This window comes from Actinotignum sp. usb-actsch-rep-73 (assembly GCF_059082735.1).
The window spans coordinates 50,596-66,246 of the sequence record NZ_JBHNPV010000064.1; the positions used below are offsets into that span (position 1 = coordinate 50,596).

The 15,651-nt window shown below is 56.0% G+C and carries 15 protein-coding genes and 3 tRNA genes; 9 read left to right on the forward strand and 9 right to left on the reverse strand.

Going from position 1 to position 15,651, the window contains the following annotated elements; all coding sequences use genetic code 11:
- Positions 1-19 precede the first annotated feature (19 nt).
- The 5 genes from AC5RE1_RS04710 to htpX all read left to right on the forward strand — a co-directional run bounded on the left by AC5RE1_RS04710 (position 20) and on the right by htpX (position 7,028).
- Positions 20-1,564, forward strand: a complete 1,545-nt coding sequence (locus AC5RE1_RS04710) for a complex I subunit 4 family protein (RefSeq protein ID WP_103632702.1) — start codon at positions 20-22, stop codon at positions 1,562-1,564.
- Positions 1,561-3,129, forward strand: coding sequence for an NADH-quinone oxidoreductase subunit NuoN (gene nuoN / locus AC5RE1_RS04715; RefSeq protein ID WP_103632684.1), 1,569 nt, complete (start codon positions 1,561-1,563; stop codon positions 3,127-3,129). The genes AC5RE1_RS04710 and nuoN overlap by 4 nt, the downstream gene beginning before the upstream one ends.
- The gene (locus AC5RE1_RS04720; RefSeq protein ID WP_006680812.1) at positions 3,126-4,133 is read left to right on the forward strand and encodes a polyprenyl synthetase family protein; all 1,008 of its coding nucleotides are present in this window, start codon (positions 3,126-3,128) and stop codon (positions 4,131-4,133) included. The genes nuoN and AC5RE1_RS04720 overlap by 4 nt, the downstream gene beginning before the upstream one ends.
- Before the next feature lie 352 nt (positions 4,134-4,485).
- A complete protein-coding gene (locus AC5RE1_RS04725) occupies positions 4,486-5,985 on the forward strand; it encodes an FAD-dependent oxidoreductase (RefSeq protein ID WP_219585634.1) in 1,500 nt (499 codons plus the stop codon).
- A 167-nt stretch (positions 5,986-6,152) separates the two neighbouring features.
- Positions 6,153-7,028, forward strand: a complete 876-nt coding sequence (gene htpX, locus AC5RE1_RS04730) for a zinc metalloprotease HtpX (RefSeq protein WP_006680814.1) — start codon at positions 6,153-6,155, stop codon at positions 7,026-7,028.
- A 151-nt stretch (positions 7,029-7,179) separates the two neighbouring features.
- Here htpX and AC5RE1_RS04735 read toward each other — a convergent pair whose 3' ends face one another.
- Positions 7,180-7,683 (reverse strand): YajQ family cyclic di-GMP-binding protein, encoded by a 504-nt coding sequence (locus AC5RE1_RS04735; RefSeq protein ID WP_006680815.1) that lies wholly within the window; start codon positions 7,681-7,683, stop codon positions 7,180-7,182.
- Positions 7,684-7,805: 122 nt separating this feature from the next.
- On the opposite strand from AC5RE1_RS04735, the gene AC5RE1_RS04740 reads away from it, so the two are divergent.
- The 4 genes from AC5RE1_RS04740 (at position 7,806) to rpmG (ending at position 8,378) form a co-directional block, all read left to right on the forward strand.
- Positions 7,806-7,889, forward strand: a tRNA-Tyr gene (locus AC5RE1_RS04740).
- A gap of 91 nt (positions 7,890-7,980) precedes the next feature.
- Positions 7,981-8,053: transfer RNA gene (locus AC5RE1_RS04745), tRNA-Thr, on the forward strand.
- A 28-nt stretch (positions 8,054-8,081) separates the two neighbouring features.
- Positions 8,082-8,158: transfer RNA gene (locus AC5RE1_RS04750), tRNA-Met, on the forward strand.
- Between the two features lie 49 nt (positions 8,159-8,207).
- Positions 8,208-8,378 carry a 50S ribosomal protein L33 gene (gene rpmG, locus AC5RE1_RS04755; protein WP_006680816.1) on the forward strand — a complete coding sequence of 57 codons (171 nt, stop codon included), beginning with the start codon at positions 8,208-8,210 and terminating at the stop codon, positions 8,376-8,378.
- Between the two features lie 112 nt (positions 8,379-8,490).
- Here rpmG and AC5RE1_RS04760 read toward each other — a convergent pair whose 3' ends face one another.
- The 8 genes from AC5RE1_RS04760 to AC5RE1_RS04795 all read right to left on the reverse strand — a co-directional run bounded on the left by AC5RE1_RS04760 (position 8,491) and on the right by AC5RE1_RS04795 (position 15,584).
- Positions 8,491-10,170: a sensor histidine kinase gene (locus AC5RE1_RS04760; protein WP_006680817.1), complete on the reverse strand. Its 1,680-nt coding sequence runs from the start codon at positions 10,168-10,170 to the stop codon at positions 8,491-8,493.
- Positions 10,152-10,826, reverse strand: a complete 675-nt coding sequence (locus tag AC5RE1_RS04765; protein WP_006680818.1) for a response regulator transcription factor — start codon at positions 10,824-10,826, stop codon at positions 10,152-10,154. The genes AC5RE1_RS04760 and AC5RE1_RS04765 overlap by 19 nt, the downstream gene beginning before the upstream one ends.
- Positions 10,827-11,474, reverse strand: coding sequence for a phosphate signaling complex protein PhoU (phoU, locus tag AC5RE1_RS04770; RefSeq protein ID WP_006680819.1), 648 nt, complete (start codon positions 11,472-11,474; stop codon positions 10,827-10,829). It lies immediately after the preceding gene.
- 9 nt (positions 11,475-11,483) lie between these two features.
- Complete coding sequence (pstB, locus tag AC5RE1_RS04775; RefSeq protein ID WP_006680820.1) at positions 11,484-12,239, reverse strand: phosphate ABC transporter ATP-binding protein PstB; 756 nt, start codon at positions 12,237-12,239, stop codon at positions 11,484-11,486.
- On the reverse strand, positions 12,236-13,093 hold the full coding sequence (pstA, locus tag AC5RE1_RS04780; RefSeq protein ID WP_006680821.1) for a phosphate ABC transporter permease PstA: 858 nt from the start codon (positions 13,091-13,093) through the stop codon (positions 12,236-12,238). Before pstA ends, pstB begins: the two co-directional genes overlap by 4 nt.
- A 4-nt stretch (positions 13,094-13,097) precedes the next feature.
- Positions 13,098-13,964, reverse strand: a complete 867-nt coding sequence (gene pstC, locus AC5RE1_RS04785; protein ID WP_006680822.1) for a phosphate ABC transporter permease subunit PstC — start codon at positions 13,962-13,964, stop codon at positions 13,098-13,100.
- Entirely contained in the window at positions 13,961-14,767 is an 807-nt protein-coding gene (locus AC5RE1_RS04790; RefSeq protein ID WP_006680823.1) for a phosphate ABC transporter substrate-binding protein, read from the reverse strand. The genes pstC and AC5RE1_RS04790 overlap by 4 nt, the downstream gene beginning before the upstream one ends.
- A 115-nt stretch (positions 14,768-14,882) precedes the next feature.
- A complete protein-coding gene (locus AC5RE1_RS04795; protein ID WP_006680824.1) occupies positions 14,883-15,584 on the reverse strand; it encodes a uracil-DNA glycosylase in 702 nt (233 codons plus the stop codon).
- Positions 15,585-15,651: the final 67 nt, after the last annotated feature.

Consider the following 15,651-nt stretch of genomic DNA (forward strand, 5'->3'; position numbering starts at 1 on the left):
TTAGACAATGGAAAACACAATGGTTGAATCCTCGTTCCCATGGCTTACCCTCCTGGTCGCTCTTCCCGCGCTGGGTGCGCTCCTGCTTGGAGTAACCCCCGCGTTGCGTAAGGGCGCAGGCAAGGGCTTTGCTCTGGTCGTCTCCCTCCTCGAACTCGGTGCTGCTATTGGCGCTGCCATGAGCTTCGACTGGGGTTCGGCTTCTATGTATCAGCTCATCGAATCCGTCTCGTGGATTCCCCAGATGGGCGTTTCATGGGCCCTCGGCGTCAACGCCTTGGCCCTGGTTATGATCCTTCTTGCTGTCATCCTGGTTCCGATCGTTTTGATCGCCGGTTGGAACGAAGATGAAAGCGAAGCGGATGCGGGCTCGTACGCGGCCCTCGTCCTCTTCCTCGAAGCGTTCATGGTCGTCATCTTCGCAGCGTGTGACCTGGTGGTCTTCTACATTGCCTTCGAAGCGATGCTGATCCCGCTGTTCCTGATGATTGGTCGTTACGGTGTCGGCCCGGTTGCCGAGCGTCATGCGGCAGCGATGAAGTTCCTGCTCTACTCGCTCGCCGGCGGTCTGGTTATGCTCGGTGGTCTGATCGCTCTTTGGGCATTCGCTCCAGAGCACTCCGACACCTTCTTCCGCCTCGACACCCTGTCCCAGGTTGCGCCGCTCCTGTCGAGCACAGTGCAGATGGGCGCGTTCGTGTCCTTCATGGTCGCCTTCGCAATCAAGGCTCCGATGGTTCCGGTTCACACCTGGCTCCCCGACACTGCCGCTGTTGCCCGTCCGGGCACGTCGGTTCTGCTCGTTGGCGTGCTGGACAAGATCGGCACCTTCGGCATGATCACCCTCTGCCTGCGCCTCTTCCCGGAAGCTTCCTTCGAAGCGCGCTGGGTCCTCTGCGCACTGGCAGTCCTGTCGATCATCTGGGGCGGTCTTGCTGCTAACGGCCAGGACGACATCATGCGCCTCGTGTCCTACACGTCCGTGTCGCACTTCGGCTTCATGGTTTTGGGTATCTTTATCGGCTCGTCGGTCGCCATGGTTGGCGCTATGTTCTACATGGTTGCTCACGGCGTTTCGATCGCAGCGATGTTTATCCTCTCCGGTTGGCTGTCGCGTCGCGGTGGTACCCAGGACATGAACGCATACTCGGGTATGCAGCGCGTGACCCCGGTTCTTGCCGGCCTCTGGCTGGTTTCCGGTCTTGCATCGATCGCACTGCCCGGTCTGTCAGGCTTCGTTCCTGAATACCTTGTCCTCATGGGTACGTGGCAGGTGAATATCGTGCTGGCGGTCTTCGCGCTACTCGGCGTGATCATCGCTGCCGTGTACGTCTTGATGCCTTACCAGCGTGTCTTCACCGGTGGCCCCGTCGCCGGCAAGGATGCACTGCCTGACTTGAACACTCGTGAAAAGTCAGTGATGGCCCCGCTGCTCATTGCAATGGTTGTTCTCGGTATCTGGTCTGCGCCACTTGTCGGTGCACTGACCCCGATCGGTGAAGATCTTGCTCTTGGCACTGCCGATACTGCCGCAACGGCAGTTCTTGAAGGGAGCTCGAATTGAATCTCTTGCAAGCAGCAAACTTTAGCGCTCCGCAGATTGCGTGGGTGACGCTCATTCCGATCATCGTCGTCTTCGGCGGCGCGGTCTTGGGCGTGCTCATCGAAGCATTTGCTCCCCGCAAGACCCGTCGCACGCTGGTCATTGCCGTCGCTCTGCTGACGACTCTGGCCGCAGCCGCGGTGCTCGCTACGCGGTGGTTCCCGGTTCTTGACAAGCCCACTTCCATTGGTGAGTACATCGAGGACCCGCTGACGATCGGTGCCCAGTTCGTCCTGACCATCGTCGCGTTCTTTGCGATCCTGGTGATGGCCGATCGCACTGTTGTTGGTGACGGCGCTTTCGCCGGTCAGCCTTCGGACCGCCCCGGTTCGCAGGATGAAGAGCGTTCCGATACTCAGAACTACCAGCGTTCGGAAATGTTCCCGCTGACCCTGTTCAGCTTGGGTGGCATGATGTTGTTCCCGGCAGCTGATTCCTACATCATGCTGTTCGTGGCTCTTGAAGTCATGTCGCTTCCGCTCTACATTCTGGCCGCCACCGCGCGTCGTCGCCGTCAGCTCAGCCAGGAAGCAGGCATGAAGTACTTCATCCTGGGTGCATTCGCATCCGGCTTCCTGCTGATGGGTTCGGCGCTCCTCTACGGTTTCACCGGCTCCCTGAAAATCTCCGATGCTGCAGCAGTCGTCCCGACCGCGAGCGGTCTTGATTGGCTGGCAGTTGTTGGCGTCTTCATGATCATGGTCGGCTTGCTGTTCAAGGTGGGTGCTGCTCCGTTCCATGCCTGGACGCCCGACGTGTACACCGGTGCTCCGACCCCGGTTACCGGCTTCATGGCGGCAGCCGTGAAGATGGCGGCCTTCGGTGCGATGGTGCGCTTCTACCAGACGATCGCAGCACTGCTTCAGTGGGACCTGGTTCCGGTTCTGATTACAGTTGCCGTTCTGACCATGCTGGTTGGCACCTTCACCGGTATCGTTCAGACCGATGTGAAGCGTATGCTTGCCTTCTCGTCGATCGCGCACGCAGGCTTCATCCTGATCGGTGTTTTCTCGCTGGCTCAGGGCTCCGCTGGCCACGTCCTCTACTACGTGCTGGCATACGGGCTGGCAACGGTTGGCGCATTCGGTGTCATCACTCTGGTTCGCTCTGCGACTGCTGAAGGTGAACCCGGTGGCGAGGCAACGGCTCTGGATCGCTGGGCAGGCCTTGGCAAGAAGAACCCGCTGATGGCGGCATCCATGCTTGTCTTCCTACTCTCGTTTGCTGGCATTCCGTTGACGGCTGGTTTCGTTGGCAAGTTCGTCGTGTTCTCCGATGGGTTCGCCGGTGGCTTCGGCTGGCTCGTGGCGCTTGCTTTGGCGTGTTCCGCAGTGACGGCCTTCTACTACTTCCGCCTGGTTCGCCTGATGTTCTTCACCGAGCCGACTGAGAATTCAGTGGTTGTCCGTTCTGAAGGCATGACCTTCATCGCGGTCCTGATCTTGGCACTTGCGACGATTGTGCTAGGCGTCTTCCCCGGTCCCGTTTTGTCGATTCTGTCAAACATCGTCATACTTTTGCCGTGACCGTTTCTACGCCAGATCTCCATGTTCCCGACCTCGAGTCCCGAATTCTTCCGGGGCTCGAGGTCGTCGAGCGTCGCCTGTACGAATCAGTGACGGGGTCGCGTGACCTCGTTGATGACCTGACCAGCCACCTTGCTCTTGCAGGTGGGAAGCGACTTCGCCCCCTCCTCGCGCTGGTGTGCGCGCAGCTGGGTGACCCGGAACGTGCGCTCAGTGACGAGGTCATTCGCGGTGCGACTGCCGTTGAAATGACACATCTCGCGTCGCTCTACCATGATGACGTTATGGACTCAGCGCCGACCAGGCGTGGCGTTCCGTCGGCTCAGCACGTGTGGGGCAATAATCGTGCGATCCTCGCTGGTGACGTGCTTTTTGCGCGGGCGTCGATGCTGATCACGACGCTTGGTCCTGAGATGGTTCGCTACCATGCGAAGACCTTCGAACGTCTCTGCATCGGTCAGCTGAATGAAACCTTCGGTCCGACTGAAGAAGACGACCGCGTCGACTTCTACTTGAAGGTTCTGTCGGATAAGACCGGCTCGCTGGTCGCAACGGCCGCGTACTTTGGTGCGTGTCTGTCGGGTGCTTCTGATGACATTGCTGCGATCGTCTCTGAGTTCGGCGAACGCATTGGTGTGGCATTCCAGATCGCTGACGACGTCCTTGACCTTGCGTCCGATCAGTCTGGTAAGACACCGGGTACTGATCTGCGTGAGGGTGTAGACACCCTGCCGATTCTGCTCCTGCGTCGTCGTGTTGCTGAGGGCACGATCGATGAAGCGGGGAAGCAGATTCTGGCTGAACGTGACGCTGATCTGTCGTCGGATGAAGCTCTCGGTGCCCTGGTAGCGAAGATTCGTGTCCATGATTGCTTGGAGGAAACGCGTGCGCTGGCTCGTCAGTGGTCAGATAGTGCGATCGAGGTGCTCGACTCTCTGCCCGATGGTGAACCGAAGCAGGCACTCATCGCGTTTGCTCACCTGATGGTGGATCGTTTGGTCTGACTTCGACAGTTGTTTTCATCTGTGTGCCCCGTAGCTGTGACTGTGGGGCACACAGTGCTTTACGGGGAGTCTCTTCTCTTTCGCCCGAGCGTGTTTCGCACGTCAGAAGGACAGTGGGTGAGATATTGGCTGGGAGCCGGGACGAGGCCACGCTCCCTGCCAAGAGTTCGTTCGAGCCTCGTGCGCGAACCCAACCGGAGCATCAGAGAAGGTGAAACTCTCCACCAAATGGGTGAAGCCGGTTACGAAATGGCGAGATTTGCGCGATCGACACTAGGATCAACACAGATAGATTTTCAAGTTGTCCTGTTTGCGTAAATCAAAACGCGTGGGGCTTCGAAGGGAGAACGGGTTGACTGCGCTCAACGTTGCTGTCATTGGTGCTGGTCCTGCGGGTATTTATGCCTCCGATATTTTGTCGAAGTCTGGGTTGGACGTGAACATCGACCTCTTCGAGCGTCTGCCCGCTCCCTACGGTCTGGTCCGCTACGGTGTTGCCCCCGACCACCCGCGTATTAAGCAGATCATTGTTGCCTTGTACAAGATCCTGCAGCGCGGTGACATTCGACTGCTGGGCAACGTTGAAATCGGTCGCGACGTCACGATCGATGATCTGCGCGAACACTACGATGCGGTCATTATCGCGACGGGTGCCGACCGTGATGCTCCGCTGAATATTCCCGGCGTTGATCTGCCGGAGTCCTACGGTGCAGCCGATTTCGTGTCCTGGTACGACGGCAACCCGGATTACCCGCGCACCTGGCCGCTTGAGGCGAAGGAAATCGCGGTCGTGGGTGTTGGCAATGTTGCGTTGGACGTTGCGCGGGTTCTGGCGAAGCACGCCGAAGACATGATGGTCACCGAGGTTCCTGAAAACGTCGCAGAGGGGCTGAAGAACAATCCCGTCACCGACGTGCACGTTTTCGGTCGTCGAGGTCCCGCACAGGTGAAGTTCACCCCGTTGGAACTGCGCGAACTGGGCAAGGTGCCCGACGTTGACATCATCGTTTCTGAAGAAGACTTCGACTTCGATGAGGGCAGTGAACAGGCTCTGCGCGAATCCAACCAGCAGCGCCAGGTTGTCAAGACTCTGACGAACTACGCGATGGCTGACGAGGATGAACACACGGCAAGCCGTCGCATCCACATTCACCTGTTCCAGTCGCCGGCCGAGATTGTTGCCGATGACAAGGGGCATGTGAAGGCGATTCGTACCGAGCGTACGGAGCTGACTGGCGATGGAAACGTGCGTGGCACGGGTGTCATCACGACGTGGCCGGTGCAGGCGGTTTATCGCGCTGTCGGCTACTACTCGTCGCCGATTCCTGGCCTGCCGTTCGATACTGCTCGCGGCGTTGTCCCGAACGTTGAGGGCCGAGTTGTTCCGACGCCGGAGGCGAGCGAGGACGAGGCTCTGACGGGCATGTACGCCACCGGTTGGATTAAGCGTGGTCCGGTTGGTCTGATTGGTTCGACGAAGTCTGATGCTCAGCAGACGATCTCCCACTTGGTGGAGGATGCGAATGCTGGACGTCTGCACGCGTCCTCGTCCGCGGTGGGCCACGAAGCGATGGTGAACCTGCTGAACGAGCGTGGCGTCGAATTCACGACCTGGGAAGGCTGGGAACTGCTTGATGAATACGAGCGTGCACTCGGCTCCGAATACGGCGAGCTTCCCGAAGGTCGTGGCGTGCGTGAGCGCGTGAAGGTTGTTTCCCGTCGCGCGATGACAGACATTTCACGAGGTTCCGATTCGAAGCCCACTGACCTGATTGGTCAGATGGGAGAGATGGGTGTTCCTTCAGCTCCCGAGCGTTTCGATGACTACACCGGTCCGGGACGAAGCAAGTAACGTTTTCCTTGTGTGGGCGGGCAGTGCTTTTCTCAGGCCTGCCCGCCCCTTGTTTCAAGGGCAATGCTGATCCCCGCGAGGGCGCTCGTTGGCGATAAGAGGCAGATTTCAGATAGTGTTCCGATTGTTTTCAGGGCTTACCCAGACAGTTCTCATATTCTGTTTCTATGACGCAGCGTAGATATCACAACGGCTTGAAGACGGCGTTCCTGCTGGGAGGCATGTGGGCGCTTCTACTGGTGATTGGTGGTTTGATTGCCGGTTCAACCGGTCGATCAATCTGGATTTGGATCTTTGCGGGTATTGGATTGGTTCAGACCGCAGTGTCCTACTGGAACTCGGCAACAATTGCACTGCGATCAATGAACGCTTATCAGGTGACGCGGGAAGAACGGCCTGACCTGTATCGAATTGTTGAAGAGCTGGCTGCGCGTGCAAATCAGCCGGTGCCTTCCATTTGGGTCGCTCCGACTATGACTCCGAATGCGTTCGCAACGGGGCGCGACCCGAACCATGCAGCCGTGTGTTGTACCGAAGGCATCCTTGAAATATTGGGCGAGCGCGAGCTACGTGGCGTCCTGGGGCATGAACTGATGCACGTCTACAATCGTGACATCCTGACCTCGTCCGTTGCGGCGGGTATTGCTGGTCTGATCGGATCAGTCGCGCAATTCCTCATGTTCTTCGGTGGTGGGAGCAGGCGTGATGGCGAAGGCGGGGGAGTGGGCATTATCGGTTCGATCCTCATCGCCCTTCTGGCGCCGTTTGCTGCGACCCTCATTCAGTTCTCCCTGTCGCGCACCCGCGAGTTCGACGCGGACGAGGACGGATCGAAACTGACTGGAGATCCTCTGGCCTTAGCCTCCGCATTGCGCAAGCTGGAGCAGGTCACGGCACACCGTCCAATGGAACAAACTCCGGCCAACCAATCCGTTGCTGCCATGATGATCGCCAATCCCTTCGGCAAGGTGCGCAATCTGTTCTCAACGCACCCGTCAATGGATGAGCGTTGCGCGCGCCTCGAAAAAATGGCCGGCTACTGACCCTCTTCCTGTTTGCGCAACGGGCGGAACGAGGTCGCATCTGCTCGCCCAACGTGCATCACACTTGGGTGAAAGTCGTCACATGGACTGTATAAGGCGGGCGGGGTGGGAGCATTCGCTTCCACCCCGCCCGGCCTCGTGAATCGAAAAATCAGCGGTAGTTCACGAACTGTAACGCGACATCAATGTTCTCGCCGGCCGGGCCCTTCAACAGTGCAATCACAGCTTGAAGGTCATCACGAGACTTCGAAGAAACGCGAAGTTCGTCACCCTGAATCTGGGCTTTCACACCCTTCGGGCCCTCATCACGGATGAGCTTCGCGATCTTCTTCGCAGCATCCTGAGCAATACCTTCACGCAGGGGAGTGACCAACTTGTAGATCTTGCCCGACGGCTTCGGCTCGCGATCCTTATAGTCCAGGCTCTTCAAAGAAATGCCGCGACGAATCAGCTTTGTCTGCAGAACATCAAGGATTGCAAGGACTCGATCGGCGGAATTCGCTTCCATTTCAATCGCGTCACCGCTCAACTTGATCGCTGCATTAACGTTACGGAAGTCGTAACGCGTCGAAATTTCCTTCGCAGCTTGGTTCACTGCGTTATCAACTTCCTGACGATCCAACTTGGAAACAATATCGAACGAGGAATCTGCCATGGGCTTTCCCTTCCTTGTAAATGCGCGGTTCGTGGGCAGGTGAGTCCGACCAGCGGTCCGCCGATTGGCGTTGAGGATAATTTATCTGTTATTCTTCCACGGCACCGAAAAAATTGGTGCACGGCGGGGTACCCGAGCGGCCAAAGGGAGCTGACTGTAAATCAGCCGCGTAAGCTACGGGGGTTCGAATCCCTCCCCCGCCACCATCTTGGATGTATCCAAGATCCATCGTGTGAGGTCATTCTCAGACTGACAGATTGCTAAAGCAATTGGAACTGAGATAGGCTCTTTCGCGTTGCCCCGATAGCTCAGTCGGCAGAGCGTCTCCATGGTAAGGAGAAGGTCAAGGGTTCGATTCCCTTTCGGGGCTCAGGTAGCGACGAGGGTCGCGCCATTGCGGCGGGGTAGCTCAGCTGGTCAGAGCGCACGACTCATAATCGTGAGGTCGCGGGTTCGAGCCCCGCCCCCGCTACCAGATATCAGGTCGCGCGCCGACAAACTACTGAAGCAAAAGAGGACACACCGTGGCAAGCAAGTCTCAGGATGTTCGCCCCAAGATCACTCTGGCCTGCTCGGAGTGCAAGGAGCGCAACTACATCACCAAGAAGAACCGTCGTAACACGCCGGATCGTCTGGAACTCGCGAAGTACTGCCCGCGTTGCCGCAAGTCCACTGCGCACCGCGAGACTCGCTGAGTAAGCAGTAAATAATCCCCGAAGCACGTGCTTCGGGGATTTTTGTTTGCCCAGATTCTGCTCAGATTCAGGTCGCGTTGAACCGGCCTCGAAGGTACGCCGGTGGGAATGGCTAGGGGAGTTGTGCTCGCTCGAACGTGACCGCGACGGTTGTTCCCTGACCGAGGTCGCTGTCCAACGCGATCTGAGCATTGTGGTAGTTGACCGCGTGCTTAACAATCGACAGGCCCAACCCGGTTCCACCAGACTCTTTCGAATGGCTCTTATCGACGCGGTAGAATCGCTCAAAAATACGCTCCTGCTCTTCGGGGGCAATGCCGATTCCCTCGTCGCGAACATTGAGCTCAACCGTTTGATCGGTCGTAGTAACACCGATGGTGACCGTCGATGACGGGTGTGAGTACTTCAGGGCGTTATCGGCAAGATTGAATACGATTTCGTAGATCAATCGACGAATTGCGAGGATCATGCCGTCGTTTCCTTCAAGTGCAAAGCGAATATTCTTCGCCTGCGCTGAAGGCTGAAGCGTATCAACGACTTCGCGACACACAGCTAGAAGTGACACCGGCTCCTTTGGAGCATCGACTCCTTCATCTAGGTGAGAAAGCTGGATGACGTCATCAATAAGATCAACAAGACGCGATGACTCATGGCGAATATGCCCAACAAAACGAGGCAAATCCTCCCCGTCAACAAAACCGCTCTCGATCAGTTCAGCTGAGCCAATAATGCCCTGCAAAGGCGTTTTCAATTCGTGCGACACATTCGCGGTAAATTCACGGCGAATTTTTTCGTGTGTTGCTTGAACCGTCACATCGAACGCCAGAATCACCACCCCAACGGGCTGACCATCAGAATCGATCCTGCTGCAATCAAACTGGAATTCTCGATCACCTATAGGCAAACGGAGTGAAGAGAAACCAATCTTTTTTCCGCGTTCGATGCCATCCCACAACGCATGCCCGTGATGAATGGTCCGCAAGTTGGTACCGACGCAGGTGGTATCCGTGTTAAACAATCGCTGAGCTGCTGGATTGATGGATAGTACGCGATAGTTTTCGTCCAGAAGGATGAGGCCCTCGCGAATATTGCTTGTGATCAACGTGAACTCATCGCTCCGCCTGCGAACGGTCGCAAGTTGAGTCTTCAACTCATTGTGCTGAGCGTCGATACGCTCTAGCGTCGGAGTCAGCTCAACGTAGGTATCGTTCAACAGTGGCTGATCCAGATCGATGCTGTTGAGTGGCTCAATAATTCGCCGGGATATTCGATGAGCAACAAAAGCTGAGATGAGCATGGCACTCAGGATTACTGCCAGTACCGGGACGATCGCTCCAATAGCAAGGGACACGACGGTTGCCCTGCTTATTGAAATGCGAAGAATGGTGCCGTCGGGAAGGCGTTCGGCTTCGTAGAGGGTTTGCTCAGTCAGCGTCGACGAATAACGAGAGCTTGAACCATGCCCATTCGCGCGTGCCTCAGCGATCTCTTCACGGTCAAAATGGTTCTTCAGCGTAGCCGGAGCCGCCTCGCTGTCGTAGATGACACTGCCGTCGGCATCGACCCACGTCAATCGGTAGACTCCCGGCTTAAAGTCTTGCAGGTAGTTTTCTCCAGATACCTGGACGCCATGGACCGCGCACTCTAATTCGTCGCGTAACTGGTGGTCTTGAATCGACGTGAAGTAGTGCCACAGGGTGGCTGAAATGACGCAGAAAGATACCAGGAGAACCGTCGCAGACGCTCCCAAAATCGAACGGAAAACACGAGTTGTCAGTCTTTGCTTACCCACCGATACCCTACGTTCCTCAAAGTTTCGATCTTTGATGCGTACGGTCCAAGTTTTCCTCTGAGTGTGCGAATGTGCATATCCAGGGTTCTGCTATCACCGATATAGTCGGTTTCCCACACGTCCCAGAAGATTTGCTCGCGTGTGAATGCCGTTCCCGGGCGTGAAAGAAGCAGTCGCAATAGAGCGAATTCTTTCGCAGTTAGGAAGATGCGTTCGTCGCCGATAAAGACTGTATACTCATCGAAGTTCACGACGAGATCACCGTGGGTGAAGACATCCGCAAGACGGTCTGGTTCTGTGCGACGTAAAACAGCTTTCACTCGTGAAACGAGTTCGAGCACGGAGAACGGCTTCACCAGATAATCGTCGGCTCCCATGTCAAGAGTCTTAATCTTGTCGAACTCTTGGCCCTTTGCGGTTGCCATGATGACGGGTAAATCTTTGAGCGTGGATGATGCGCGCATACGACGGAGTAACTCAATGCCATCGATGCCAGGAAGCATGACGTCAAGAACGACCAGCTGGGGACGTTCTTTCTGCAGGGCTTCCCAAAACGACGTGCCATCGTCGAAACTGCGAGCTTCGAAGCCGGTAGCGCGCAGAGTATGCACTTCGATATCTCGAGTGCTGGCATCGTCTTCGACACACCAAATCAATTAGATTTCATCCTCGTGTTGTCCCGTGACGGAGAAAACAATCCACTCCGCAATGTTCGTGGCGTGATCGCCGATACGTTCAAAATACTTTGCAATGATCAATAAATCGAGCGCAAGCTCTCCGTCGGTCGAACCGTTCGCAATCATGTGAATGATATTTGATTTCATCTGATTGAAATAGGAATCTACGATGTCGTCATCGGCCACAACACCCAGCGCTTTATCGACATCGCGGGCAACGAACGCCTGGATCGCGTTGGAGAGCATGGAACGTGTTGCTTCAGCCATCATGCTGGTCGTATCAATGTCAGGCAGGTGCCGTCCGTTAAAGAAGGCGACGATTTCGGTGATCTCTTGTGCTTGATCGCCAATTCGTTTCATGTCGGTGATCATCTTTAACGCGGCCGAGACAAGATGCAGGTCTTTCGCAACAGGTTGTTCGTGCAGAACAAGGGCAAGACACCTGCGTTCGATTGTGCGCTCTGTTTGCCGGATTTCTTCGGAGAGTTCTTGGACGTACTGGATCGACTCGATATTGCCCAACGCGAGAGCCTTTTCAGCTCCCAATATTGCTTCTTCACATAGTGACCCCATGGTGATGAGTTCGCTGGTCAGTGTGTTCAGGTGGCGTTCAAATTTGATTCTCATTGGGATTCCTTATCCGAAGCGGCCGGTGATGTAGGATTCTGTGCGTTCATGTTGAGGGCGATCAAAGACCTCGTGCGTTCTGCCAACTTCGATGAGCTCACCCAGGAGGAAGAATGCGGTGTAGTCGGAGATACGTGCGGCTTGCTGAAGGTTGTGCGTGACGATGACGATCGTGTAGTCCTCTTTCAGCTCGCCGACGAGGTCTTCGACGCGTGCCGTTGAGATCGGATCCAGTGCGCTGGTGGGTTCGTCCATGAGGACGATACGAGGCTCCACAGCGAGCGCTCGAGCAATGCAGAGGCGTTGCTGTTGGCCTCCCGACAATCCCAGAGCGTTTTTGTGAAGACGGTCCTTTACCTCTTCCCAGATTGCGGCTCTGGTGAGTGCTTGTTCGACGATTAGATCAAGGTCCTTCTTCTTACGGATGCCGTGTGTTCGCGGACCGTAAGCGACGTTGTCGTAGATGCTCATTGGAAACGGATTCGGTTTCTGGAAGACCATCCCGATTTCACGTCGTAGATCGTTGACGTCAACGTCCCTGTCAAAGATGTCGTTGCCGTCGTAGCGGACCTCTCCGTTGATACGCACGGTGGGAACAAGGTCGTTCATCCGATTGAGGGTCTTAAGGAATGTTGATTTTCCGCAACCGGATGGGCCGATGAGTGCGGTGACAGTGTTTTCGGGGATGTCGAGGCTAACGTTTTTCAAGGCTTGATGTTCGCCGTACCAGAGGCAGAGGTCGCTTGCACTCATAATCGGATTCATACAGCTCGTTTCCTTTCGAAATAGCGACCTGTTTGCGTCGCGATACCGTTGATAATCAGGGGGAGGATCAGTAATAGCGCTCCAAGTGCGAAAGCGACTGTGAAATCGCCGTTTTCTTTGGCGTAGACGTAGAGACTGACGGAAAGAGTCGCGCCGGGAGAATGGAGGGAGTCGAAGAACCCGTGCACTGTGTGAGCGAAACCCGCCGTGAAGAGCAGAGCCGCGGACTCGCCCAGAATTCTTCCGACAGATAGGATGCAACCGGTGATGACGCCGTCGATGGCCTGAGGAAGAACGACCGTGCGGATTGTCCGCCACTTTCCTGCTCCCAATCCGAATGCGCCTTCGCGATAGCTTTGTGGCACGGATTTCAGGGATTCTTGAGTGCTCCGGATGACGGTCGGAAGATTCATAATGACCAGGGTGAGAGCGCCTGCCAGGAGGGAGGTTCCGATCGTGTTTGAGAACAGGAGCATTCCGACAAGACCAAAGATGATCGACGGGATTCCGGCGAGAGTTTCTGTGGCGTATTCGATGGTCTGAACGATCCGCTTGTTCGTTGCGTACTCGTTCAAATAGATCGCGGCTCCGACTCCCAGCGGGATGACAAAAGCGAGGGTCGCAAGAACGATATACAGGGTGTTCAAAATGTCGGGAAGAATGCCGACTCGCTTGCCAATGTAACTGGGCGCGGTTGAGAGCATTTCCCATGTGATGTGGGGGATTCCTTGCGCAAGGACGTAGATCATCAGGCTGATGGCCAAGGTGACGGTGAGTGCGGTACTCAGGTACATCGCCGTTGAAACAGCGATGGCGTAGATGCGCCGGGACAGGCGTGGTCGTGTGTTCCGCATGCGTTTACTTCTTTTCTTTTTTCACCATGACGTTCAACGAGAGGTTGATTGCCAGAATGAACAGGAATAGAACCAGCGCGATCGAAAACAGAGCTTGGCGTTGGAGTCCGGCGGAATATGACATTTCAGAAGCGACTGCCGTTGTCAGGAACCGTACGGATTGGAACAGTGAATTCGGCATATTTGGCGCATTTCCGGCGACCATCATGACGGCCATGGCTTCCCCGATGGCTCGTCCGATACCAAGAACGATCGATGTTGCGATTCCGCTTTTTGCTGTCGGAACGGATACGCGGAAGATAGTTTCCAGAGGGGTGGCGCCTAGGGCCAGTGAGGCCTCTTCCAGTTCACGAGGCACTGCGTCGAGCGCGGTGATCGACATTTTGATGATCGAGGGCAGGATCATGACTGCCAGCACGATGATCGCTGCGAGGAGTGTCGCGCCGTCCGGCACGCTGAATGTCGCACGGATGAAGGGGACGAGCACGATCATGCCGACCAAGCCGAAGACAACGGATGGCACTCCGGCAAGCAGGTTGACGATTGTTTCTACGCTTCGTCGCAGTCGTAAGGGAGCGATCTTTGCAAGAAATACCGCGGTGAAGAATCCCAGCGGAACGCCCAGAAGGATGGCTCCGGCAGTGCCGTAAATGCTGGAGAGAATAAACGGCGCAATCCCGTAGAGGGGCGGAGTTGAGGTCGAGGCCCACTGGGTTCCGAAAAGGAAAGGAATGACGCCAATCGAGTGGATAGCTGGTAGGCCGGAGACAATGAGGAAGACGGTAATGAGGATGACCGAGAGAACACTGATTGTCCCTAATACGAGGAAAAGGCCGTGGAGGACCTTTTCAAGGTTGCGGGCGTATTTCATGAGTGTGCCGGAACCGCTCCGCTAGACAGGATCAGCTCGTAGGCGTTTTCCGACGTGGCGAAGTCAAAGAACTTTTGTGCGTTCTCAGAAAGAGCGCTTCCTTCCTTCGTGACAAGAACGAAGGGGCGCTGAATGACGTAGGTTCCGTTTTGGGTGTTTTCTTCGGTGGGCTGGACTCCGTCCACGCTCAGAGCGTGGACGGAGTCGTTGACGGAAGCTTCAGCTGCGTATCCGATTGCTGCAGGGTTTTGCGATACGGCGGTGATGACGTCGCCCGTCGAGGTGAGCTCTTGACGGTATTTGTTCTGATCTTCAGTTTGAGTGATGGATTCGAAGCCGTCTCGGGTTCCGGATCCGGCTTCACGGCCGATAAGAACGATCTCCTCATTGTTTCCACCGATCTCAGACCAGTTGGTGATGTTGCCGGTGTAGATGTCGGCAATTTGTTCGACGCTCAGGTCAGTGATGGGGTTGTTGGGATTGACAACAACGGCGATTGCTTCGCGTGCAAGAAGCGTTTCTTTCAGTCCAAGGGCTTTTTCTTCGTCCTTGAGGCTTCGCGATGACAAGCCAATGTCGGTTCGTCCGTCTTTGACCGCTTGGATTCCGGATCCAGAACCCGTCGGGTTGTAGGTGAATGCGATGCCGGTTTCGTTAGTGAATGATTCGCCGAGGCTCCCGATGAGCTTTTCCATGGATGTTGAGCCTTCGGTGGAAACGCCACTTCCTTGGTTGGGAGCGCATGCGGCGAGTGCAAGGGGCAGTAGGGTTCCGGCAGCGAGAGTTGTGATGATTTTCTTCATCAGGTCTTTCTCCTTCAACGTGATCGATGATGACCACGCTCAAGTCTGAAAGACGGATGTAAGGGGCAAAGATGAAGAATGTCAACTCTATGTAAATTTTTCCCGTGCCGATGTTTTAGGGGAGTTGCCAATTGATTGGCGTTGCTCCTTGAGCCCGAAGAAGGTCATTTGCCTTCGAGAAAGGCCTCGAACCAAAAAACCCGCGACGTGCTGACAAAGGGGATGGGTGCACCGACTTGATGATCGGGAAGCGGTTCAGTCGCGGTTCCAGCGTCTGTGCCGGTCGGCCCCAGAGGATTGCCACCAGCGGTTGTGGTGTGCCCTCGTCATCTGTGCGGGCAACAAGAGCATCGATCGCGCATTCGGTGACCTCCTCCCACCCGCGTTTCTGGTGTGAGCCTGGGGCACCCGGGCGAACCGTGAGCACTCTGTTGAGCAGACAGACTCCCTCGCGCGCCCACGGCGTCAAGTCACCGGATGTCGGTCGCGGGAGGCCTAGGTCCGACTCCAGTTCGGTGAAAATATTGACGAGGGACCGCGGAATCGGTGTCCCCGGAGTGACGGAGAAACTGAGCCCCATCGCGTGCCCGGGCGTGGGATATGGATCTTGACCGACGATCAGTACTTTCACGTCGTTAAATGGGTAGGTGAACGCTCGCAGTACATCCGTACCAGCGGGCAGATAGTTGTGCCCGGCTTTGATTTCTTTGCGGAGCATTACTCCCAACTCATGAATCTTGTCTTCAACGGGCGCCAAGGCTTCAGCCCATCCGGGATCGATGAGATTGATAAGCGGTTGAGGAGCAACGTCATTCATATGCTCAGATTAGTGCGATCGAAGCCGCGATGTTTATCTGATTGTGATACGTGGCGAGGCCTCGGCG